This window comes from Aeromonas sp. s5 (assembly GCF_040907865.1).
GTDB classification, from domain to species: domain Bacteria; phylum Pseudomonadota; class Gammaproteobacteria; order Enterobacterales; family Aeromonadaceae; genus Aeromonas; species Aeromonas dhakensis.
This window is the reverse complement of the sequence record NZ_JBFOCO010000033.1, coordinates 670845-694470: the sequence shown is the minus strand read 5'-3', so window position 1 is coordinate 694470 and position 23626 is coordinate 670845. Positions and strand designations below refer to the sequence as shown.

At 60.5% G+C, this 23626-nt stretch carries 20 protein-coding genes; 7 read left to right on the top strand and 13 right to left on the bottom strand.

The features are described 5' to 3' along the window. Positions 1–55: 55 nt before the first annotated feature. The 5 genes from AB5Y94_RS22455 to AB5Y94_RS22435 form a co-directional block, all read right to left on the bottom strand. Complete coding sequence (locus AB5Y94_RS22455) at positions 56–1015, bottom strand: beta-ketoacyl-ACP synthase III (protein WP_010633976.1); 960 nt, start codon at positions 1013–1015, stop codon at positions 56–58. 7 nt (positions 1016–1022) lie between these two features. Then, the gene (gene plsX / locus AB5Y94_RS22450; protein WP_368206632.1) at positions 1023–2042 is read right to left on the bottom strand and encodes a phosphate acyltransferase PlsX; all 1020 of its coding nucleotides are present in this window, start codon (positions 2040–2042) and stop codon (positions 1023–1025) included. Positions 2043–2051: 9 nt separating this feature from the next. After that, entirely contained in the window at positions 2052–2219 is a 168-nt protein-coding gene (gene rpmF, locus AB5Y94_RS22445; RefSeq protein WP_005300935.1) for a 50S ribosomal protein L32, read from the bottom strand. Between the two features lie 19 nt (positions 2220–2238). Next, positions 2239–2760, bottom strand: a complete 522-nt coding sequence (gene yceD, locus AB5Y94_RS22440) for a 23S rRNA accumulation protein YceD (RefSeq protein WP_010633974.1) — start codon at positions 2758–2760, stop codon at positions 2239–2241. 250 nt (positions 2761–3010) lie between these two features. Next, complete coding sequence (locus AB5Y94_RS22435; protein ID WP_368206631.1) at positions 3011–3676, bottom strand: START domain-containing protein; 666 nt, start codon at positions 3674–3676, stop codon at positions 3011–3013. Positions 3677–3922: 246 nt separating this feature from the next. Here AB5Y94_RS22435 and AB5Y94_RS22430 point away from each other — a divergent pair, with 246 nt between their 5' ends. Further along, entirely contained in the window at positions 3923–4504 is a 582-nt protein-coding gene (locus tag AB5Y94_RS22430; RefSeq protein ID WP_026141059.1) for a nucleoside triphosphate pyrophosphatase, read from the top strand. A 72-nt stretch (positions 4505–4576) separates the two neighbouring features. On the opposite strand, the gene AB5Y94_RS22425 is transcribed toward AB5Y94_RS22430, so the two are convergent. Together AB5Y94_RS22425 and rluC are read right to left on the bottom strand one after the other, a co-directional pair. After that, a complete protein-coding gene (locus AB5Y94_RS22425) occupies positions 4577–5224 on the bottom strand; it encodes an HAD family hydrolase (protein ID WP_368206630.1) in 648 nt (215 codons plus the stop codon). Continuing rightward, positions 5224–6168, bottom strand: a complete 945-nt coding sequence (gene rluC / locus AB5Y94_RS22420) for a 23S rRNA pseudouridine(955/2504/2580) synthase RluC (RefSeq protein ID WP_010633970.1) — start codon at positions 6166–6168, stop codon at positions 5224–5226. The genes AB5Y94_RS22425 and rluC overlap by 1 nt, the downstream gene beginning before the upstream one ends. Before the next feature lie 411 nt (positions 6169–6579). Between rluC and rne the strand changes: the two genes are divergently transcribed. Beyond that, positions 6580–9708, top strand: coding sequence for a ribonuclease E (gene rne, locus AB5Y94_RS22415; protein WP_368206629.1), 3129 nt, complete (start codon positions 6580–6582; stop codon positions 9706–9708). Between the two features lie 707 nt (positions 9709–10415). Here rne and AB5Y94_RS22410 read toward each other — a convergent pair. From AB5Y94_RS22410 to apbC, 4 genes are all read right to left on the bottom strand, one after another. Next, complete coding sequence (locus AB5Y94_RS22410) at positions 10416–11885, bottom strand: inorganic phosphate transporter (protein WP_005300957.1); 1470 nt, start codon at positions 11883–11885, stop codon at positions 10416–10418. A gap of 399 nt (positions 11886–12284) precedes the next feature. Next, complete coding sequence (gene dcd / locus AB5Y94_RS22405; protein ID WP_005300960.1) at positions 12285–12866, bottom strand: dCTP deaminase; 582 nt, start codon at positions 12864–12866, stop codon at positions 12285–12287. Between the two features lie 63 nt (positions 12867–12929). Beyond that, positions 12930–13574, bottom strand: coding sequence for a uridine kinase (gene udk / locus AB5Y94_RS22400; RefSeq protein ID WP_005300963.1), 645 nt, complete (start codon positions 13572–13574; stop codon positions 12930–12932). Between the two features lie 110 nt (positions 13575–13684). Continuing rightward, positions 13685–14767, bottom strand: coding sequence for an iron-sulfur cluster carrier protein ApbC (gene apbC, locus AB5Y94_RS22395; protein WP_017779010.1), 1083 nt, complete (start codon positions 14765–14767; stop codon positions 13685–13687). Positions 14768–14999: 232 nt separating this feature from the next. On the opposite strand from apbC, the gene metG reads away from it, so the two are divergent. Continuing rightward, entirely contained in the window at positions 15000–17033 is a 2034-nt protein-coding gene (metG, locus tag AB5Y94_RS22390) for a methionine--tRNA ligase (RefSeq protein WP_124249463.1), read from the top strand. Between the two features lie 198 nt (positions 17034–17231). Next, positions 17232–17867, top strand: coding sequence for a glutathione S-transferase family protein (locus AB5Y94_RS22385; RefSeq protein ID WP_010633965.1), 636 nt, complete (start codon positions 17232–17234; stop codon positions 17865–17867). An 89-nt stretch (positions 17868–17956) separates the two neighbouring features. Here the strand turns inward: AB5Y94_RS22385 and AB5Y94_RS22380 are convergent, their stop codons facing one another. Continuing rightward, positions 17957–18229 carry an acylphosphatase gene (locus AB5Y94_RS22380; RefSeq protein WP_005300975.1) on the bottom strand — a complete coding sequence of 91 codons (273 nt, stop codon included), beginning with the start codon at positions 18227–18229 and terminating at the stop codon, positions 17957–17959. A gap of 85 nt (positions 18230–18314) precedes the next feature. Here AB5Y94_RS22380 and AB5Y94_RS22375 point away from each other — a divergent pair, with 85 nt between their 5' ends. Both AB5Y94_RS22375 and AB5Y94_RS22370 read left to right on the top strand, forming a co-directional pair. Then, positions 18315–19745, top strand: a complete 1431-nt coding sequence (locus tag AB5Y94_RS22375) for a methyl-accepting chemotaxis protein (protein WP_368206628.1) — start codon at positions 18315–18317, stop codon at positions 19743–19745. Positions 19746–19857: 112 nt separating this feature from the next. Then, positions 19858–21051: a class I SAM-dependent methyltransferase gene (locus AB5Y94_RS22370; RefSeq protein WP_368206627.1), complete on the top strand. Its 1194-nt coding sequence runs from the start codon at positions 19858–19860 to the stop codon at positions 21049–21051. Positions 21052–21520: 469 nt separating this feature from the next. On the opposite strand, the gene AB5Y94_RS22365 is transcribed toward AB5Y94_RS22370, so the two are convergent. Beyond that, a complete protein-coding gene (locus AB5Y94_RS22365; protein ID WP_368206626.1) occupies positions 21521–22165 on the bottom strand; it encodes a glutathione S-transferase family protein in 645 nt (214 codons plus the stop codon). A 254-nt stretch (positions 22166–22419) separates the two neighbouring features. Here AB5Y94_RS22365 and AB5Y94_RS22360 point away from each other — a divergent pair, with 254 nt between their 5' ends. Continuing rightward, complete coding sequence (locus AB5Y94_RS22360; RefSeq protein WP_368206625.1) at positions 22420–23604, top strand: acyltransferase family protein; 1185 nt, start codon at positions 22420–22422, stop codon at positions 23602–23604. Positions 23605–23626 lie beyond the last annotated feature (22 nt).

Below are 23626 nucleotides of genomic sequence, written 5' to 3'. Positions count from 1 at the left end.
AATAAGAGAAAAATGAGAACGGCAGGATGAGACGCTCGTCCCATCCCGCTGACGATCAGAGGCGAACCAGCGCCGAGCCCCAGGCAAAACCGCCGCCGAAAGCTTCCAGCAAGACCAGCTGGCCCGGTTTGATCCGGCCGTCGCGCACCCCTTCATCGAAGGCGATGGGCACGGAGGCGGCAGAGGTGTTGCCGTGTTTGTCGAGGGTCAGCACCACCTTGTCCAGCCCCATGCCAAGCTTCTTGGCGGTGGCGCTGATGATGCGGAAGTTGGCCTGATGGGGCACCAGCCAGTCCAGCTCGCTCGGCTCGATGCCGGCGGCGGCCAGGGTCTCGGTGACGATTTCGCTCAGACGGGTGACCGCGACTTTGAAGACATCATTGCCCTTCATGTACATGTAGGCTTCGAGCTCGGCCCCCGGCATGCCGCGACGGGGCTGCGGCAGCTTGAGCAGCTCGCCGTAACGACCATCCGCATGCAGATGGGTGGAGAGGATGCCGGGGGTGTCACTCGCACCGATCACCACGGCCCCTGCCCCATCCCCGAACAGGATGATGGTGCCACGATCCTCGGGATCGCACATGCGCGACAGCACATCGGCGCCGACGACCAGCACGTGGCGGGCGGCACCGGATTTGACGAACTGATCGGCAATGGAGAGCGCATACGTAAAGCCGGCGCAGGCGGCCGCCACGTCGAAGGCCGGGATCCCTTGCACCCCGAGCAGCCCCTGCAGTTCACAGGCGGCGGCTGGAAAGGCGTTTTCGGCGCTGGTGGTGGCCAGCACTATCATGTCGAGATCGGCAGCAGTCAGACCTGCGGCCTCCAGTGCGCGCAGGGCTGCCTGGTGAGACAGGGTTGCAACGGTTTCATCGGCACCGGCAATGCGGCGTTCACGGATCCCGGTACGCTCCACAATCCACTCGTCACTGGTCTCTACCATCTGTTCGAGGTCGGCGTTGGTGCGTACTGAGTGCGGCAGATAGCTGCCAGTACCCAAAATTTTGCTATGCATAGAGTTCTTATAGATCCCTGTCGGAAAAGACAGATTCAAGGCGATCTGCGATTTGCAATGGAAGTTGATGCTTGGCCTCTTGCGCGGCCAGCAGGATCGCGTTACACAGGGCACGCCGTTCGGCACGCCCATGGCTTTTTACCACAATGCCGCGCAATCCTAACAGACTTGCACCGTTATACTGGTCGGGGTTCAGGTAAGAAAAACGTCGTTTGAACATAAATCCGGCGATACGGCCAAGAAAACTGCGTTTCTTGCGGGGATATCCGGCCAGTTGGGCCATCATCCGCACCACCCCCTCTGCCGTCTTGAGGGCGACGTTGCCGACAAAACCGTCGCAGACGATCACGTCACAATCGCCGCTAAAAATTCGATCCCCTTCGACAAAGCCGACAAAGTTGAGCGCCTGGCACTGGCGCAGCAGTTCGGCACTGTGGCGTACCAGATCGTTGCCCTTGATCTCCTCCTCCCCCACGTTGAGCAGGGCCAGCCTGGGAGTGGCAACCCCCTCCACCTTTTCAGCCACCACTGAGCCCATCACGGCAAACTGCAGCAGGGTGTCGGCATCGCAGCTGACGTTGGCACCGAGATCCAGCATCACGGTGCGTTTGCCGGACAGGGTGGGCAGCGCCTTGATGAGGGCGGGTCGGTCGACGCCGGGCAGGGATTTGAGCACGCATTTTGCCATGGCCATCAGTGCACCTGTGTTGCCGGCGCTGACACAGGCATCGGCTTCGCCGCCCTTGACCAGATTGAGTACGACTCGCATGGAGGAGTCTTTCAGGGTGCGCAGTGCCACGATCGGTTTGTCGCCCATCCCAACGACCTGGGAGGCATGGACAAAACGGACGCGAGGGTGATTGAGCAAGCCATGTTGCTGCAGGAGGGGGGTGGTCTGGTGCTGGTCACCGACCAGGATCAATTTCAGCTGGGGTAAAAGAGACAGTGCCTGCACGGCGGCAGGCACTGTTTCCGAGGGGCCAATATCTCCCCCCATGATGTCTAGCGCGACAGTTTGCGTAGACAAAGGCAATCCTTAAGCGATTACCTTTTTACCGCGGTAGAAACCATCGGCAGTCACGTGGTGACGACGATGGATTTCGCCACTGGTCTGATCAACAGTCAGGGCAGCGGTGGTCAGCGCATCGTGGGAACGACGCATGCCACGCTTGGCACGGGTTTTACGGTTCTGTTGTACGGCCATTGTAGGCTAACTCCTAAATTCACTTACGTTTAAGCTCTTCAAGAACTGCAAAGGGATTCGGCCGCTCATCAGCAGGTTCGATTTCACCCCAGGTCATCTCCATGTTACCGCGCGGGCAAGCATCCATGGGATGCATGGCCACCTGCGGCAACGAGAGGATGAGTTCATCCTCCAGGATTTGATGAAGATCCATCTCGCCGTTTTCGTCCAACTCAATGGGCTCATAAGCTTCCGGCAGTTCTTCCTCGTTTGTTCTTTCGAACAGCGGAGTGTAGATAAATTCAGCTTCACAGAGATGCTCGAATGTCTCTCCACAACGCTGGCAAACCAGGTCAACCTTGGCATGGGCAGTGCCTTTCATAACGGTCAACTTCTGGACATCTTTGCCAAAGTGCAGCGATACATCGATATCACTCCGCAAGCCTGCGGTTGATTCCTCCAGCCTGGGCATCTGCGACTTTTCCACTATCCCGACATAATCGAGCAGCTTCGAGGCACTACGGACTGGATCAACCTTTACGGGCAACTTCACCTTTTGCATAGGGCGCGAATATTATAGGTCCAACAACTGATAGTCAAAGGAAAAAGTCCTTACCGCCGATGATTTTAACCTCACAACCCCCGCACATGGCGGAACTTGCGCTCACCGGTGCCTGATTATGCCACAAACCTGCGGATCCGACACCGGATCCTGGCCGGATTTGCTGGTGCGTCAGGCCCCAGACAGTTGTCAGACCGTCCCGCCGTCACTTGCTTGTCCAATTCGCCCGCGCTTCCTCACCCTGCCGCAGTCAAGGGGTGGCGCTACAAGCACCATGCTTTCCACCACGTCGCTGATGAAGACAGGCACAGAGCCCCACCGGGGCGCCCTCCATCAGGCGGCGAATGGCGCGAAAACTCTGCAGCGCAGCGTCGGCAGCCATGGGATTGACGAACCAGGCTGGCAGCGTGTCGCCCGGGTTGGTATAGGTTTCGAGGCGCACCAGCGTCGTGCCGTTCAGCTGAGGCAGCGCTTCCCAGCGTCCTTCACTGGTGCGGATCCGCACCCGACCGGGATAAGGCGGCAAAGCATCGGGGGCCGCCCAGACGCTCAGCACCAGGCCGCAATCTGGCAGCCGTTGCAGGCGGGAGTGGGTGATCAGCTCCCGGTCCTGTACGGGCCAGGGGGCCGCGAGGCGGGTATAGACAATATCCTCATCGGGGGCGGGCTTGGCCAACACCCTCACCTCCAGGCTTTGGGGCAGCCACTCCTGATGTCGACCGGTATCACGCAGCACCGCGAGCAACGCCGCAGGGGGCGCTGCCACATACATCTCCAGTCGCAAGGCCAGAAAGGCGCCGGGTGGATGAGGGCGGGTCCAGAGCAGTATGCCCTCCTCCCCTGCCTGCAGGTGCCAGCCTTGTCCCCAGACGGGCAGACAGAGCAGCCACAACAACCATGCCCCCAGCTTGTTCATCTCATCGCTCCGTTACCCCGCTCTTATGCTTATAGCCGTTTTCGGACGGGACAGAGACAGTCGGTGAACGGGGAGCCAAACCAAGTCACTCCATCAGCCAGATGTAGCCGACGCGCACTGTATTCTGAGCAAGGCCAGCGCATCGAGCAGGATCACCCGCTTGCGAGCGCGGCGATATTTGCCCGCGCCGCACGATGGCGATACCATCGGCGCCTGCCCGTTTCTGAACTTGGATAACTGATTGCCATGTCGCGCCCCCTGATCCTCGCCTCCACCTCCCGTTACCGCAAAGCCTTGCTGGAAAAGCTGGGCCTCCCCTTTGAGTGCGCCGCGCCCGAAGTAGATGAATCTGTGCTGCCAGGTGAAGAGGCACAGGCGCTGGTGGCCCGCCTTGCCCATGCCAAGGCCAGCGCCATTGCCGGCCTACGTGATCAAGGACTGATCATCGGCTCGGATCAGGTGTGCGTCTGCGATGGCCGGATCCTGGGGAAACCGGGAACGGTCGAACAAGCGGTAGCCCAGCTGATGGCGGCCCAGGGGCGCAGCGTCACCTTTTATACCGGCCTGTGCGTACTGGATGCGGCCTCCGGCCGGGTCGAGCAGCTGGTTGAGCCTTTCACCGTCCATTTTCGCCAGCTGGATGAGGGGGCTATCCGCCGCTATGTGGAGGCCGAACGTCCCCTCGACTGCGCCGGCAGCTTCAAGTGTGAAGGCATGGGTATCGTGCTGTTCAAGGCTCTGGAGGGACGCGATCCCAATGCACTGATCGGCTTGCCGCTGATCGGACTGATCGAACTGCTGGAGCGCCACGGCCTCTCTCTGCCCTGATGAAGGCAGAATGTTGGCAATAAAAAACGGAAGCCTTGGCTTCCGTTTTTTATTGCATCCCGGTGCTTGTCATCAACCCAGCAGCGCCCTCAGCTCCGCCATGGTATCGACCACCGCCAGCGGATGGTAGGCCTGCAGGCGCCCCCGGTTGTGCACGCCCCAGCTTACGCCGATGCGCGGCATGGCAAGCGCTTCGGCCATCGCCATGTCGTGGATGGAGTCACCTATCATCACCGCCTGTGACGGGATCAGCGCCAGCTCGGTCAGGATTTGGGTCAACATCAGGGGATCAGGCTTGGAGTTGGCCTCATCCGCTCCGCGCGTGGCGGCAAAGAGTGGCCGCAACCCGGTTTCATCCAGTACCCTGTCCAACCCCCGCCGTGACTTGCCGGTCGCCACCGCCAGCGCAATGCCCTGCTCGTGCCAGCCGTGCAGCAGCTCCCTCGCCCCGGCAAACAGTGGGCTGGGAGTGGCATCGTGCAGATAGTGGTGGCGATAGCGGGCGATCAGAGCATTGGCTCGCTCACCGCCCTGCTCCAGGGAAAACAGCCGGGGGATGCCGACCTCCAGACTGAGGCCGATGATCTGATGAGTCTCGGTGGCGGTGGGTACCAGCTCGGCACAGTCACGGGCGGCGGCAGCCACGCAGGCCACTATCCGGCCCACCGAGTCCATCAGGGTACCGTCCCAGTCGAAAATGGCGAGCCGGATCTGCGTCATCAGCGGGCCAGTCCGTTGAGGAAGGTTTCGAGCTCGGGCGACAGGGGCGCTTCGACCTGCATCTCGCGACCATCGGCCGGATGGGTAAAGGTCAGCCGCCAGGCATGCAAGAAGAGCCGTTTCAGGCCTTGGCTGCGCATTTTCTCGTCAAATGCCGCTTCTCCATACTTGTCGTCACACGCGATGGGGTGGCCGGCATGCAGGGTGTGCACCCGGATCTGGTGGGTACGGCCGGTGATCGGGCTGCACTCGACCAGGGTCGCCTCGGCGAATTGACGGGCAATGCGAAACCGGGTTTCTGACGGCTTGCCATCGGCACTGACCCGCACGACCCGCTCGCCGGATTGCAAATCATTCTTGCGCAGCGGCGCATTGACCACCTTGACGTGGGGTTGCCACTGGCCACGCACCAGCGCCAGGTACTGTTTGCGCATGGTCTTGACCCGCAGCTGCTCGTGCAGACTGCGCAGGGCGCTGCGCTTCTTGGCGACCAGCAGCACACCGGAGGTGTCGCGATCGAGACGATGCACCAGTTCGAGAAAACGGGCTTCCGGGCGCAGGGCGCGCAGCCCTTCGATGACCCCGAAGCTCAGCCCGCTGCCGCCGTGAACGGCCATGCCGGACGGCTTGTTGAGCACGATCATGGCGTCGTCTTCAAACAGGATCTGGCTTTCCAGACGCTGGATGCTGCCGAGGTTGGCCGAGGGCAATTCATTCTTTTCGGCGACCCGCACGGGGGGAACCCGTACCTCGTCGCCGGCGCAGAGTTTGTACTCCGGTTTGATGCGCTTTTTGTTGACGCGCACTTCCCCCTTGCGAAGGATGCGATAGATCAGGCTCTTGGGGACGCCCTTTAGCTGAGTCTTGAGAAAATTGTCGATGCGCTGCCCGTCATGCTCAGCTTCGATGGTGAGCAGCTGCACTTGTTGTTGTATCTGTGTCATGGCGCGGATTTTAACACTGCCGACGGCCCTTGGCTGCATGCTTTGTTGAAAAATGGCGCCTTGCTATAAAAGTGATTTAAATGGGATAATAAACAAGGTTTTGTCATTGTGTTCAAGCCTTGTACTAAGTGGCCAAAAATTATGCCACCCAATCCCGAAACACCGTGTATACAAGAACATGACGGTTCCCGGGTGCGAGGTACAGCGCATGGAGAACGCAAACAGAACCGCCTATTTGTCTCCACACCGGTATCCTTTTCATGCCTTCTCGAGAAGGCTGAACCAGAGTGCCCTTAGTTTGCGCCTCATGCATACCCCAACCGGGAGGTTGCCCCAGTATGCTGAAGACCCGAGGCCGGCGCCGGCAGGATCCTGTGGAGGAAATCAAAATGACAAAATAACGAGAACTCAATGAAAAGAATGCTAATCAACGCGACTCAGGAAGAAGAGTTGCGCGTAGCGCTGGTTGACGGACAACAGCTCTACGATCTGGATATTGAAAGTCCGGGACACGAGCAGAAGAAAGCGAACATTTACAAGGGCAAAATCACCCGCGTAGAACCCAGTCTCGAAGCTGCTTTTGTCGACTATGGCGCCGAGCGCCACGGTTTCCTGCCGTTAAAGGAAATCGCCCGCAATTACTTCCCCTCCGGTTACTCCTATCAGGGTCGTCCCAACATCAAAGAAGTGGTCCGCGAAGGCCAGGAAGTCATCGTCCAGATCGACAAGGAAGAGCGTGGCACCAAGGGTGCAGCCCTCACCACCTTCATCAGTCTGGCCGGCAGCTACCTGGTGCTGATGCCGAACAACCCCCGTGCCGGCGGTATCTCCCGTCGCATCGAGGGCGATGAACGGACTGAACTGAAAGAAGCCCTGAGCGGCCTGACCGTGCCGGACGGCATGGGCCTCATCGTGCGTACCGCCGGTGTGGGCAAGTCCCCGGAAGAGCTGGAATGGGATCTGAACGTTCTGCTCAACCACTGGGACTCCATCCACAAGGCGTCACAGAGCCGCTCCGCGCCGGTGCTGATCCATCAGGAAAGCAACGTCATCGTGCGTGCCATCCGTGATTACCTGCGCCGCGATGTGGGCGAGATCCTGATCGACAACCCGGTCATTTTCGAACGCGCCAAGTCGCACATCGAGCTGGTACGTCCCGATTTCCTCAACCGCGTGAAGCTGTACAAGGGTGAAGTTGCCCTGTTCAACCACTTCCAGATTGAGAGCCAGATCGAGTCTGCCTTCCAGCGTGAAGTGCGCCTGCCCTCCGGCGGCAGCATCGTGATCGATCCGACTGAAGCGCTGACCTCCATCGATATCAACTCTTCCCGCGCCACCAAGGGCGGCGATATCGAAGAGACTGCGCTGCAGACCAACCTAGAAGCGGCCGACGAGATTGCCCGTCAATTGCGTCTGCGTGACCTGGGTGGTCTGATTGTCATCGACTTCATCGACATGACGCCGGTTCGCCATCAACGAGAAGTGGAAAACCGTCTGCGTGAAGCCGTGCATCAGGACCGTGCCCGCATCCAGCTCGGCCGGATCTCCCGTTTCGGTCTGCTGGAGATGTCTCGTCAGCGTCTGCGTCCCTCCCTCAACGAGTCCAGCAGCCATATCTGCCCCCGTTGCCAGGGTCAGGGCGTGATCCGTGACAACGAGTCACTGGCGCTGTCCATCCTGCGTCTCATCGAAGAAGAGGCGATGAAGGACAACACCGAGCAGGTGCATGCTCAGGTGCCGGTCGATGTCGCCGCCTATCTGCTCAACGAGAAGCGCAGCTCCATCGCCAGCCTGGAACAACGCAATGATGTGCGTGTCTACATCATTCCGAACCAGCACCTGGAAACCCCGCACTACGAAGTGACCCGCATCCGTCAGAATGAGATCCCGGAAGCGGCCAGCTACGAGCTGAAAACCGAAATTGCCAAGCCGGTCTACCAGCCCAAACAGGCCCAGACCATCGAGCGCGAGCAGCCCCTGCTGCAAGGCTTCGTCCAGGCACCGCAACCGGCTGCGCCGGTGGCCCCCGCCCCTGTCGCAACCCCGGTTGCCGAAGAGCCGGGCCTGTTCGGCAAGCTGTTCAAGAGCCTCTCCAACCTGTTCGGCGGCAATGCTGACAGCGCCGAGGTCACCGCGCCTGCCGAGAAACCGGCAACGCGCGAGGCTCGCAAAGAGGACGGTCACCGTCATCAGCGCGATGAATCCCGCAGCCGTGGTCAACGTGGTCGTCGTGACGACAACCGCAGCAGCCGCAACGGCGATGCCGGCGAGAAGCGCGAAGGCGTGGCCAGCCGCGAGAACGGCGAAGGCCGCAACCGTCGCCCACGCAAAGAGCGTGAGCCGCGTCAGGAACGTGAAGCCCGTGGTGACGTGCGCGAACAGCGCATGGAACGTGAACCTCGCGAGGCTCGTGAGCCGCGTCAGGAGCGCGAACCCCGTGCCCCACGTCAGGCTCGTGAGCCCCGCGCTCCGCGTGAACCCCGTGCCGAGGTAGTGGTCGACACGCTGGACAGCGTAGAAGCCGTTGCCACCAACGTGGAACAGCGTCAGGAAAAAGAGCAGAAAGTGGCCGAGCGCCGCGAACGCCGCCAACTGCGCAAGCAAATCCGCGTCGATGCGCCTGCCGATGACGCCGCTGTTGCCCATGCTGCCGATGTAGCGCCGGTTGCCACCGTCGATGCCGTTGACGCGACTGAACAGCAGGATGAGCAGGCCGAAGGCCAGCGTCGTTCCCGCCGTACTCCGCGCAATCAGCGTATCGAAGGCCAACGCCGCAAGCGCATCAACGAAGAAGCTCGCAGCCAGCGTGACGATGAAGAGCAGACTGCCGAAGTCGCTGCACCGACTCTGACTGCCGCCGCGCAAGCCGATGCAGCCCAGGTCAAAGTGGAAGAGCCGGCCGTGCCCGTGATCACCATCCCGAGCGCTGAAGCCGTTGCTGCTGCCCTGCAGGCCTCCTCCGCCCTGACCGAGCACGTGGTTGCCGAGGCCGTCGCCGAAGAAGCCCGCGAGCAGGCCGAAGCCGTTGTCGCCGCTGAACCGGTAGCAACCGTCGTCGAAACCGCCCCCGTGGTGGCCGAACCGGTCATTGCTGCTGTTGAAGCTGCGCCTGTTGCAGTGGAAACCGTGGCAGAGGCGGTCGTTGAGCCCGTACAGGCTGTTGAGACTCCGGTTGTCGAGACCAAACCGGTTGTGGAAGCGACCGTAGAAACCACTCCGGCAGTTGCAGACGTCGTTGCCGCACCGACCGTTGAACCGGTTGCCGCTGTGGCCGAACCTGTTGTCGTTGCAGAGACTGCCAAGGTTGAACCCGCAACCACAGCCCCGGCTGCCAAGCAGGTCAAGCGCGGTGGCAGCCTGCTGGCTGGTGCCCGCAAGGCCTCTGCCCCGATGGCAACTCCGGCCGCCGCCCCTGCCCTGCCGGCACGCGAGGCGGTCGAGTATGCACCCTTGGTGCGCAGCGAAGTGGCCACTTCCGGCCGTCATGGTGGCAGTACTGCCGCCGTCAACGTTGCAACCAGCCCGGCCGGTCGTCCCTGATTGACCCGCTAGCCTGATAAAAGAGCCACACAGTGTGTGGCTCTTTTTTTATCTCTCTATGTAGCTCGTATTGACCCAGGAGCAGCGCCTGCAACCCGGTCCATTACCGTCTGCTCATCTTCTTTATGCCACTCTGTGCAAACCTAACCCTGGCTTCTCGCACTGCTGATGGTTACCCGTCATGCTTCCCTACCCCACTATCCAGGCTCCACGCTTCTGATAACCCCGGTCGTTTTACGACAGCAGACATGGTCAGTTGAAACCGCGATTAACACGCCTTGCTCCCCCACTCCATCCGGCTTTCCAAGCAGTGAAGCTGTGATAGCGGAGCAGAACATTGCTCATGGCGTTGCACACTGTCCATTTCTTCTATCGGATATTCACCAACGCACATCTGACTGCCTCGTTACATCATCTGAACTCTGCTGCTCGCGCCGATTGGCCTCCCCATGACTTGAGTGACTGGTCTAACGGGCCACATTTTTGTTGATGTCAAATCCCCTCGCTTTGTAGACGGGTTTCTTTGAAGGTCGTGATATGGGTGAGATCAGTGACGAGTCTTTTACATTGTTTTCAAATATTTAGTTTGATGGCATATAACGAGAGCATTGGCATCCTCGTCAACTACGAAGGTATGGCTGAGTGTTTGTTTTGAAGACATGAAAAAAGGGCCCTTGGGGCCCTTTTGACAATCAGATGGAACTGGTTCAACTGAACAGATGGTTGCTGATCAGGAACAGACCACCGGAGAGCAGCATGGTGAGCGGCAGGGTCAGCACCCAGGCCATCAGAATGGTCTTGATGGTCTGGCTCTGCAGGCCCGACTTGTTGGCCACCATGGTCCCCGCTACCGCGGAGGAGAGTATATGGGTGGTAGAAACTGGCATGCCGGTCAGACTGGCGATGCCGATGGAGGCAGCTGCCGTGATCTGGGCTGCAATCCCCTGGCTATAGGTCATGCCGGAGGAGCCGATCTTCTCGCCTACCGTGTAGACGATACGACGCCAGCCCACCATGGTACCGCAGCCAAGCGCCAAAGCGATGGAGACGATAACCCAGGTCGGCGCGTATTCGGCAGTCGCGGTCAGATCCTTGCGCCATTTGGCGAGGTCGGTCAGCTCCTTGGCCGGCAGCGGCAGCTTGGAAACCTTGCGGGCGGTATCGTCGATGCACAGCAGCAGGCGACGTACTTCACGGCGATCGGTCAGGTCCATCTCTTCATAGGTGCGCACCTGGGCAAGACGATTGTCCAGGGTGGCCATGGCCTGCAGTGCACCGGAGGCGGCGCAGTGGGTCATCAGCTCTTCCTGGGCCTGGGCCGGCACCTTGAAGTCCACCACCTTGGAAACCAGCTCATGGTTGCGCTGATAGATCTCCATGATGCGCTGGTTGGCATCCTGGGTGCGATCCAGATCGTAGGAGCGGCTGTTCATGTCCAGCGCGAAGTAGGCCGGTGCCATGCAGATTAGCACCAGCATCACCAGACCGATACCCTTCTGGCCATCGTTGGAGCCGTGCACGAAGCTGACCCCCATGGCAGAAGCTACCAGCGTGAGGCGAGCCCAGAACGGCGGATGCTTCTTGCCATCCACCAGCAGGCGCTCTTCCGGCGTTTTGTGGATCTTGCTGCCCTGCCAGACACGTTTCATGGCAAACAGCAGTATGGCCGCAATGATGAAACCGACGGTGGGCGAGATGATGAGGGAGAGCATGATGTCGATGGCTTTGCCGACGTTGATGCCTTCCTGCAGCGGTTGATGGTTGATCCAGGCATAGGCGCCGCCTACCCCCAGGATGGAGCCGATCAACGTGTGCGAGCTGGATGCGGGGATCCCGAAGAACCAGGTGCCCAGGTTCCACACGATGGCGGAAAACAGCAGGGAGAACACCATGATAAGACCCTGGGTAGAGTCCATTCCGAGCAGCAGATCGATGGGCAGCAGGTGAACAATGGCATAGGCCACCCCCAACCCGCCCATCATGACCCCGGCAAAGTTGAACAGACCGGAGGCCACCACGGCCGTATGTGCCGGCATCGCCTTGGTATAGATGACCGTTGCTACCGCGTTGGCGGTATCGTGAAAGCCATTGATGAATTCATAGGCCAACACAAAAAAAACGGCCAATACCAAACCGATTGACCACCACAAACCCAAACCACTAAACATTTCAAACATAAAAAACGAACCTGTTTATGAGTTGCGGCGGATTATGCCAGAAGGCTGGTAACGCCATACCCGTTGTTGAAATATTTCAGTAAGAAAAAAAAAGAGCATTCAGCCAAAAAATAGCTTAGCGCCAGTCACCATGCGGCTTGTCTTGGATTAATTAAACAGACCTTGCCTGACAAAAACAGTCCCCAAACGGGAACAATTCATCGTCCCTAGCCCCTTCAATCTCCCTCCACAGGTGCGTACTGCGTCAATCCTGGACCAACCTAAAAGGGAAAATTGCACAAGGAACCGACAACTTCCCTGCCGACGCAGGTTGCCACCACCATGGATAAGGGCGCCGTTGTGGGCGCCCTTCTTTAGCATATTGTCTCTTGTCGACGGCCAAGGATCATGCAGGCCAGATCAGTCCTGGTTGATGCGGCTGGCCACGGCGCCCTGCTGGCTCTTGTACTTGGCGTTTTCCCGCTTGTTGTAGGGGCGCGCCGCCACACCGGAGAGCATCTCGAAGTTCAGCGCACCGATTTTCATCTTGGGGCGCAGCGCCAGCGGCAGCTTGCCGCCGTTGTAGAACTCCAGCACGATGCGGCCGGACCAGCCCGGATCGATGCGGTGTGCGGTCACATGTACCATGAGGCCCAGGCGAGCCAGGGAGGAGCGGCCATCGAGCCAGCCGACGATATCCGCCGGCAGGGTGACCGATTCATAAGTGACCGCCAGCGCCAGCTGACCCGGGTGCAGATAGAAGGCTTCCCCATCGGGAATGTGAATTTCGTCGCTCATCACCCGATCGATGGCATCGGCCATCTCGCTGCTCGGCCCGCTCAAGTCGATGTAGGGGGCGGTGTGATCGCGAAACACCCGAAACTCGTTGCCCAGCAGCACGTCGACGCTGACGCCACTGATCCGTTCAATACCGGGTCTTGGCTCAATGACGATCTTGCCTTCATCCAGATGACGTTCGATATCGGTATCACAAAGACGCATTGGGCGACTCTCCTGACAAATTGTTCATTTAAAAAAGCCGGGCATCACCCGGCTTGATATCTCTCAACCAATCAACATATGGCGGATCCGCGCCTTGAGCATGTCAATGGCGATGCGGTTCTTGCCGCCACGGGGCACGATCACGTCCGCGTACTGCTTGGAAGGCTCGATAAACTGCAGGAACATGGGACGTACCGTCTTCTGGTACTGCTTGAGCACGGAATCCATGGTCCGGCCACGCTCCTGCACGTCACGCACCAGGCGACGCAGCAGGCAGATGTCGAGCGGAGTATCCATGAAGATGGAGGCATCCATCAGATCGCGCAAGCGGCTGTCGGTCAGCAGCAGGATCCCTTCCAGAATGATCACCCGGCGCGGGGCAAAGGGGGTCACATCGCTCATGCGGGTGTGTTCGGTATAGGAGTACTGGGGAATGTTGACGGCATCCCCCTGCACCAGCTGGCTCAAGTGTTGTACCAGCAGGTCGTGATCCAGTGCGTTGGGGTGGTCATAGTTGGTCTTGACCCGCTCTTCCATGGTCAGGTGGGTCTGATCGCGATAGTAGCAATCCTCGGTGATCACGCCAATTTGACCGGCTCCCAGCTCGGCCACCAGCTCTTCATAGATGGTTTGGGCTATAAGACTTTTGCCGGACGCGGATGCACCAGCAATACCGATGATCACACACGAATGTTGAGTATCAGACATTGAAAAATACCTAAAGAGAAGAGCAGTGGGGATTGTTTAAACCGATCCATTATATAAAAAAGGGTGAGCCCTGCCCACCCTCAAATCCACCCCAAACGGCCGACCGCCGATTATTCATCCAGCGCCATGGTATAGAGGGGGGTCGCAATCGGTTTTCCGCTGAAATAGAGTTCAGCCCCCACCCGACGGGCCAGTTTCAGATAGGCCTCTGCCAGCTCCCCTTTCGGTGCGCCGAACACGGTCGGGCAGCCATCGTCCATGTGTTTGCGGATGTCGATGTGCAGTGGCAGCTGACCCAGCAGCGCCACCTGATACTGCTCGGCCATCTTCTGGCCGCCGCCGGTACCGAATATCGCCTCATGATGACCACAGGCGCTGCAGACGTGGTAGCTCATGTTCTCGACGATGCCGAGCACGGGCACATTGACCTTGTTGAACATGGCCACCCCCTTGCGCGCATCCGCCAGCGCCACATCCTGAGGGGTGGTGACGATCACCGCTGCCGTGGTCGGTACCTGCTGGGCCAGGGTGAGCTGGATGTCACCGGTGCCCGGCGGCATGTCCACCACCAGGTAGTCCACCTCACCCCAGCGGGTCTCGTGGAGGATCTGGGCCAGCGCCTTGCTCGCCATGGGGCCGCGCCAGATGGTGGCATCCTGCTCGGAGACCAGATAGCCGATGCTGTTGCTCTTGAGGCCGCAGGCCATCACCGGCTCCATCAGCTTGCCGTCATGGCTGACGGGGCGCTCCTTGAGGGTTCCGGTCATAGTCGGGATGGAGGGGCCGTAGATATCCGCATCCAGAATGGCGACTCGCGCCCCCTCCTTTTGCAGTGCCAGCGCCAGGTTGACGGCGGTGGTAGACTTGCCCACCCCGCCCTTGCCGGAGGCGACCACGATGATGTTGCGAATGCCCTGCACCGCCGCCAGCCCCTGCGCCCGCGGCATGCTGGCCACCTCGATCTCGCCTACCCAGTCGATACGGGTCGCGCCGGTGACGCTGCGCAGCCGGGCATCGAAGTCCTGCTGGATCTGCTCGAACAGGGAGTGGCCGGCGAAGGGCAGCACCAGCTTGATGGTCAGCGCCGAACCCTGTTTGTCGATGCTGCGTACAAAGCCGGCAGCCACCAGATCCTTGCCCCACCCTGTCGGCTTAAATTCGGCCAGGATCTGTTTTACTGAATCAATCACCATTAACTCCTCATTATCTTGTCATTATCTTGAGGTGAAACGATTACATTCCAGACATCGGTATCGTTCAACACACTGAGGTGAACGGTTACCGCACACAAATCAGTGGCTTGCCTGCTTGCCGACCGGCGTGCGCCGGCGGGTAGGACGAGCCACAACCCTAGGCAGGCTACCCCCAATTCGGGTAACATGCACGGCACTCTATCATCCCAACAAGCACATCAAGAACGACTATATGGCAACTGATCCTCGTACAATGCTGGTAACCTGCGCCCTTCCCTATGCCAATGGCTCCATCCATCTTGGCCACATGCTGGAACACATCCAGGCCGATATCTGGGTTCGTTATCAGCGAATGCGCGGTCACCAGGTGCACTTTGTCTGTGCCGACGATGCCCACGGCACCCCGATCATGCTCAAGGCCCAACAGCTGGGGATCACCCCGGAAGAGATGATCGCGGCCGTCTCCCAGGAGCACCAGGCCGACTTCGCCGGGTTCAACATCAGTTTTGACAACTATCACTCCACCCACAGCGACGAGAACCGCGAGCTGGCCGGGCTTATCTACGGCCGTCTGCAGGCCGGCGGCAAGATCAAGAGCCGCACCATCTCCCAGCTGTTCGATCCGGAAAAATCCATGTTCCTGCCGGATCGCTTCGTCAAGGGCACCTGCCCCAAGTGCAAGTCCCCGGAGCAGTATGGCGACAACTGCGACAGCTGTGGCGCCACCTACAGCCCGACCGAGCTCATCGATCCGAAATCTGCCGTCTCCGGCGCCACTCCGGTGATGAAGGACTCCGAGCACTTCTTCTTCGACCTGCCGCAGTTTGAAACCTGGCTGGCCGACTGGGTACGCGGCTCCGGCGCCATTCAGGAAGAGATGGCCAACAAGATGCAGGAGTGGTTCGAAAGCGGCCTGCAGCAGTGGGACATCACCCGTGACGCCCCCTACTTCGGGTTCGAGATCCCGGGCGCCCCGGGCAAGTACTTCTACGTCTGGCTGGATGCCCCCATCGGTTACATGGCGTCGTTCAAGAACCTGTGCAACAAGCGCGGTGACATCGATTTTGACAGTTACTGGAAAGCGGACTCCGAGGCCGAGCTCTACCACTTCATCGGCAAGGACATCGCCTACTTCCACTGCCTGTTCTGGCCATCCATGCTGGAAGGCGCGGGCTTCCGCAAGCCGACCAAGGTCAACGTGCATGGCTACGTGACCGTCAACGGCGCCAAGATGTCCAAGTCCAAGGGCACCTTCATCAAGGCCTCCACCTATCTCAATCACCTGGATCCGGAGTGCCTGCGTTACTACTACGCCGCCAAGCTCAACAGCCGCATCGACGATCTCGACTTGAACCTCGAAGACTTCGTGCAGCGCGTCAACGCCGACGTGGTCAACAAGCTGGTCAACCTGGCGTCGCGCAACGCCGGCTTCATCGCCAAGCGCTTCGACGGCAAGCTGGCCGCCACCTGCGCCGAGCCTGAGCTCTACGCCGAGTTTGCCAATGCCCGCACCGCCATCGCCGAGGCCTACGAGAGCCGCGAGTTCAGCCGCGCCATCCGCGAGATCATGGCTCTGGCCGACAAGGCCAACCGCTACGTGGACGACAAGGCCCCCTGGGTCATCGCCAAGCAGGAAGGGGCGGATGCCGAGCTGCAAGCGGTCTGCTCCGTTGGCATCAACCTGTTCCGCGTGCTGATGGCCTACCTCAAGCCCGTCATGCCGCTCCTGGCCGAGCGCGCCGAGGCCTTCCTGGCCGAGACCCTCAGCTGGGATGGTATCGCCGCCCCGCTGGTCGACCACACCGTCGCCCCGTTCAAGGCGCTCTTCTCCCGCATCGAGCCCGCCAAGATTGACGCCATGATCGAGGCTTCCAAAGAGGATCTGGCCAAGGAGCAGGCACCGAAAGCAACCGGCCCGCTGGTTGATGACCCCATCAGCGAAACCATCGCCTACGATGACTTCGCCAAGGTGGACCTGCGCGTGGCGCTGATCACGAAGGCCGAAGCGGTGCCGGAAGCGGACAAGCTGCTCAAGCTGCAACTGGACATCGGCGGCGAGACCCGTCAGGTGTTTGCCGGCATCAAGTCCGCCTATAACCCCGAAGATCTGGAAGGCAAGCTGACCGTGATGGTGGCCAACCTGGCCCCGCGCAAGATGCGCTTTGGCATGTCTGAAGGCATGGTGCTGGCCGCCGGCCCGGGCGGCAAGGATCTCTGGATCCTGGAGCCGCAGGAAGGGGCTCAGCCCGGCATGCGCGTCAAATAAGCGCTGCCACAGCCGTTAGTAACAAGGGAGGCCTGGGGCCTCCCTTTTATTTTCTCTCTTTCCTCCTCCCCCTCTTCCGCTGATTGCGCCGTTTTGTGCTTTGCCTCCCCCCTTGGGTGCTTGTTGCTCCCGATCAATTTACCTAGACTGGCGATTCACTTCGGGCCCATGGCCCCCTTCATCAGGCAAGGAGCAAGCATGATCACCTTATATGGCACCCCCGTCAGCCGAGCCCTGCGCGTATCCTGGTTACTGGAAGAGCTGGACGTGGCATGGCAGTTCCAGTTTCTCGACTTCGCCAAGGGCGAGAATCGCAGCGACTGGTTTTTGACCCTCAACCCGAGCGGCAAGATGCCGGTGCTCAAGGACGGGGAGTTCGTGTTGACCGAGTCCGCCGCCATCATGCAGTACCTGGCCGAGGTGTATGGCCCGAACTGGCTGCCGGCCAGAGGGACCCAGGCCTCGGCGCTGCACGCCCAGTGGGTCAGCTTCATCACCTGTGAACTGGAGCAGCCACTGTGGACCATCGGCAAACACCGCTTCGCCCTGCCCGAGGCCCAGCGCCTGCCGGCCATCTTCCCCACCGCCAAATGGGAGTTTGACAAGGCGGCGGCCATCGCCGAATCCTGGGTGCCCGAGCAGGGTTACCTGCTGGGTGAGCAGGTAACCATCGCGGATCTGCTGCTGGCCCATACCCTGATGTGGGCCACCCGCTTCGAGCAGACCATTCCCCCCAAGCTGGCGGCCTATCGGGATCGCCTGGCCAAACGCCCCGCCCTGCAGGCGGTGCTGGCCAAGACCCAGGCCATCGCCGATGCCGCTCAGGCCGGCTGACCTGCGGACAAGAAACCGTCAATGCAAACGGGAGCCCGCAAGGCTCCCGTTTTTCATGGTTGTTCGGCATCATTGGCGTAGCAAGGCGCTCAATTGGTATGAAAGCCGCTCCCCTTGGGCGGTGGTGCCACCTCATATTCCATCCGGGTCACCTCGGCGGTACGCGGGCCGCGCTCCAGCCAGCCCAGCATCATTTGCACGCTCTGCTCCGGCCCGCAGATGAGGATCTCCACCGAGCCATCTTCCAGGTTGTAGGCATGGCCCCGCAGCCCCAGTTGCAGCGCCCGCTCCCGGGTGAAGTAACGAAACCCCACCCCCTGCACCAGGCCCCACACTCGCACGACAAACGATTGCTCTCCCATTTCTCACACCTTCCCCTTAAGAAATTTCCCTCCAAGGCGATAATGAGCGCGACACTCTCATCCCCTTGCAGGACGCAATACCATTATGAAAGAAGTAAAGTTTCGGTGGGTTGACCGTTATCTCATTCACCTCACGATCAGCGAAAAATTTCTCATCACCTTCTGGTGCCCGCTGCTGTTCATCGCCTTTATCAGCTGGTATCTGCTGGCAGACGGCCATCAGCAGGAGATGCAGCTGCGCCTGGATCAGCTCAAGCAGCGGGTCGAACTGAGCGCCCAGCTGGCCAGCCAGCACGCCGATCTGACCCTGCCCGCCGAGCTCACGCTGAGCCCGACCGGCAGCACAGGGTTAACCCAGCAGGGCGACATCTATCGATACGGCGCCAGCGCCGGCCAGGCCGGGGTCGTCACCGGGACCCTGGATGCCTCCCGCTACTCCCTGTGGGATGGCCAAGGAACCCCCCTCACCATCATAGCCGTGCTGGCCGCCCTGCTGGCCCTGGTGACCCACTACCTGATGACCTTCGTGTCGGGGGCGCTCTACTCCACCAACAAGGCGCTGCAGACAGTGGCGGATGGCGATCTCACCTTCCGCCTCAATTTCTTCCCGGTGCGCGACGAGTTCTCCATCCTGGCCGGCAGCATCGACCGCTTCACCGACCGCCAGCACAAGATAGTACAGCTGGTGGAAGAGTCCGCCGAGGCGCTGACCATGGCCGCCGACGAGTTTCGCGATCATGCCAGCGAAGGCGAAACCATGGCCCGCTCCCAGCGCCAACACATGGACTCCCTGGCAGCCGCCATGGAGCAGATGTCCGCCGCCATTCGCGAGGTTGCCCGCAACGCCAACGACACCCTGCAGCAGACCCGCCAGTCGAGCGAAGAGGCGGCCAACGGCGCCTCCCGGGTATCGCGCACCATCACCGCCATCCGCACCCTGGCCGACGAGATCGGCAACGCCTCCGGCGCGGTGGAGCGGCTGACCCACAATGCCAATCGCATCAATGAAGTGGTCAACGTCATCAACGCCATCTCCCAGCAGACCAACCTGCTGGCCCTCAACGCTGCCATCGAGGCGGCCCGCGCCGGCGAGCAGGGTCGCGGCTTCGCGGTGGTGGCCGACGAGGTTCGCACCCTGGCCAGCCGTACCCAGCAGGCCACGGTAGAGATCCAGCAGATGATTGAAGAGCTGCAGGCCGGCACCGGGGCACTGAACGACATCATGGAGAAGACGGTGGAGCGGGCGGCCAGCAGTCAGCAGCTCATCAGCGAGGTGGGGCTAGACATCGACAAGCTCAGCAACCACAGCGATGCTGTGCTGGAGATGAGCACCCAGATCGCCACTTCGAGCGAACAGCAGAGCTCGGTGGCCGAAGAGATCACCCGCAATCTGGATCAGGTGCGCCATGAAGCGGGCCAGGTGGAAGCGTCCGCCAGCGCCTCGGTGGCCGGCACTGCCGGCCTCAAGGCCACCGCCACCGAGCTGGCCCAGGCATTGAAAGGGCTAAAGATCTGATTTTTTAACAACAAGCGCCCAGAGCCTGACGCTATCTGCCAAGGTTGTTTGAGTTTTGCCAGCGGGCCACATAGAATGTGGCCCCTTTTCTTTTGACCATCTGGCAACTCCCATGAGCGCTTCCATCTATCTCGTCAAAGGCCGCGAAAAATCCCTGCTGCGTCGCCACCCCTGGATCTTCTCCAAGGGGATCGAGCGGGTTCAGGGCAACCCCATTGACGGCGATACCGTCGAGATCCTCACCCATGACGGCAAATGGCTCGCCCGTGGCGCCTGGTCCGGCAGCTCCCAGATCCGCGCCCGGGTCTGGACCTTCGACAAGGATGAGACCATCGATCTCGACTTCTTCATCCGTCGCCTGAAATACGCCCAGGAGTCCCGTGACGGGCTCATCAAGCGTCAGGGCCTCACCGGCTATCGCCTGTGCGCCGCCGAGTCTGACGGTCTGCCGGGCTTGACCATCGACCGCTACGCCGATTTTTTGGTGTGCCAGATCCTCTCCGCCGGCGCCGAGTTCCAGCGTGAGCTGATCACCCAGGCGCTGCGCACTCTCTACCCCGAGTGCAGCATCTATGAGCGCTCCGACGTGGCGGTGCGCAAGAAGGAAGGGCTGAAAGAGCGCACCGGCGTCATCCATGGTGAGACCCCGAACGAGCCGTTAGTGATCGAGGAGAATGGCGGCGTCAAGATCCTGGTGGACATCCGCAACGGTCACAAGACCGGCTTCTATCTGGATCAGCGTGACAACCGTCAGGCCGCCGCCAAGTACACCGAAGGCAAGCGGGTGCTCAACTGCTTCTGCTACACCGGTGGTTTTGGCGTTTATGCCCTCAAGGGCGGCGCCAAGGAGGTGGTCAACGTGGATCTCTCCCAGAATGCGCTGGACATCGCCCGCCAGAACGCCGAGCTGAACGGGCTGGATACCAGCAACACCCAGTTTGTCCGTCACGACGTGTTCAAGCTGCTGCGTGAATACCGCGAGAAGGGCGAGAAGTTTGACGTCATCGTGCTGGATCCGCCCAAGTTTGCCGAGAGCAAGGCCCAGCTGCTGGGCGCCTGCCGCGGCTACAAGGACATCAACATGCTGGCGTTCCAGCTGCTGGCGCCGGGTGGCGTGCTGCTGACCTACTCCTGCTCCGGCCTGATGGAGCAGAGCCTGTTCCAGAAGATCGTCGCCGATGCAGCGCTCGATGCCGGCCGCGACGCCCAGATCCTGGAGCTCTTGTCCCAGGCATCCGATCACCCCATCGGTACCGCCTATCCGGAAGGCTTCTACCTCAAGGGACTGGTGGTGCGCGCCCGCTAAGCCGCACAGACCGGAGTTAACCCCCCTCTTGTCCTCGGCTCCAGATCCGGGCCGTGGTCCGGCAAGCCATCAAAAAGCCCGCTATTGTAGCGGGCTTTTTTTATGCGGCCGCCAAAGAGATAACCTCCCCCCGACGTTGCCGCCAGCAGCGATTGGCGCCCCCATCTCTCCTCTTCGACTGACTACAGCCATCCTCACTCCGGGGCTGCCGCATCGCTAATCCGGTATCCGTGCCTTTCTTACTCCAGACATGGCATCCATAGCCCGCCAACAGAGACATGCCCGGCATTTGTCTTATGCAAAATCATGAAAAAATACGCATCAACATTAAAAATATCTCGGGGAAATATCGGCAATAAATGCATGCTCACTCACCTGAGTGAATATTGCTGTTTTCCCCTGTGGTTGGTCACACCCTGCCTCTCCCGGCTCGTCAAAGTACCAGGTCGGCAGGAATGCATCATTCCATTCAGTCACGTGCCGGCGCGCCCAGCGGGAAGTAGTGCCGAAATGGTCTGGCCTCCTCCACCACCCGCACGATGGAGGGATGGCTGAGCAGGCGGGCTCGATAGGCACGCAGGCGGCCATAGCCAGCGGGGATCTCGTGGGCCCAGTCGGCGTAGAAGAGCGAAGGGGCGGCGGCGCAATCGGCCAGCGTGAAGCCAGCGTCGGCAATCCAGTGGCGTCCTTCCAGCCGCTGATCGAGCCAGAGGTAGATCTGATCGAGCAGCTCGCGGGCCTCCACTACGCCATAGCGGTCACGATCAGCGGCCGGGCGCAGCATATCCAGCACCACTTTTTGCATCGGCGTCATCACATAGTTGTCGAAGACGCGATCCAGCATATGCACTTCTAGGCCCGCATCACCAGGCGGGATCAGGCAGATGGGGCCCGGGTGGTGCGCCTGCAGATGGGCGACTATGGTGCTGCTCTCGAGGATGCAGCGACCGTCATCCAGCAGCACCGGGAAGCGCTTGAGCGGCCAGAGAGCGGCAAGCTCGGTGTTGGCCGCCAGCTCTTCCAGATTCCGGTAGTCAAACGGGGTGGCATTCTCGTAGAGGGCGATCAGCACCTTCTGGCTATAGGATGAGAAAGGATGGGCATAGAGTTTCATCGGGATGCTCCTGGCTCGCGGATGGATGACTCACCTAGTCTAGATCCCTTCTCCACTTCCGATGCCACGCTCATCCCTTGCTGGTTTTTGGATGATAAATGCGCATTCATGACGAAAATCACACCCGTATGGCTCTCTTTTAGATAGGGTGATCCCGCCTGTGGCCGCCAAGCCAGGGCAGCCGACTCATTGATGAGCGGCACCACAACAAAAATTGATGTCAGGCCAAGCTGAACATCATCAAGGATCCCGTCATGAATCAATCATTGCCGCTGTTGACACCGCTGCGGGGCATCGCTGCCCTGATGGTGGTGCTGTTCCACGCCCGCTTGCTGCTCTTTCCCCAGTGGATGGAGCCCATCGCCGGCCACACCCAACTCATCGAGAACGGCTACCTCTGGGTCGATCTCTTCTTTATTTTGAGCGGGCTGGTGCTGGCCCACGTCTACGGGGAGGCCTTCACCTACACGCCTCGCACCATAAGTTATGGCCGCTTCCTCTGGCTGCGACTGACCCGGGTTTATCCCCTCTACCTGGTGACCCTGCTGCTGCTGGTGGGCTGGGAGCTCTACAAGGCCCACCATGGGATTGGCTTCTACGCCGGCCCCCTGTTCAAGATGTGGGAGTGGGAAGGGATGCCCCCCTTCGGCTCCCCCTTTACCCCGGCCGAGGCGCTGCCAAGCAGCCTGTTGCTGCTGCAGGTGGTGACCGATCAGGGGTTGACCTGGAACTTCGCCGCCTGGTCGCTCAGCGTGGAGTGGATTAGCTATCTGCTGTTTCCGCTGCTCATTCCGCTCGCCGTCACCCGCAGCCGCTGGAGCAACCTCGCCCCTCTGCTGGCCCTGACGGTGCTGGCCTTTATCGTGCACAGCCGGGGTACCCTGGATGTCACCAGCGGGGCACTGGCCATCGGGCGCGGGGTGAGTGAATTCGTGCTCGGTCTCTGGCTGCTGCCGAAGGTCAAGGCCGCCCGCCAGTGGCCCATGATGCAGCAAGATCTGCCGCTGCTGCTCGCCTTTCTGCTCCCCTTCGTGCTGATGCAGTTCACCATGACGCCGCAGCTGACCCTGCTGCTGATCAGCGCCTACGTGTTGCTGATCTGGATTGCCGCCTGCCAGGGCGATCGCCAGAGCCCGCTGCTGCGCCTCCTGGATAACCGCGTCACCAACTGGCTGGGGGATCTCTCCTACTCCATCTACCTGCTTCACGCCCTGGTGCTGCTCACCGGCTGCGAGCTTGTCCACTATCTGGCGCCGGGGCTCACTGCGTGGTGGTATGCCCAGACCAACCCCTTGCTGGGGGTGCTGGCTACCCTGTTGATGCTGGCGGTGCTGATCGGTCTCTCGGCGCTGAGCTACACCCTGCTGGAGCGGCCGCTGCAACGGCGCCTGCGCCGGCTCGGCAAGGCTCGCCAGCCGGTAATGGAGCAAGCCGGCTAAGTTCCCCACCAAAGATGGCCCC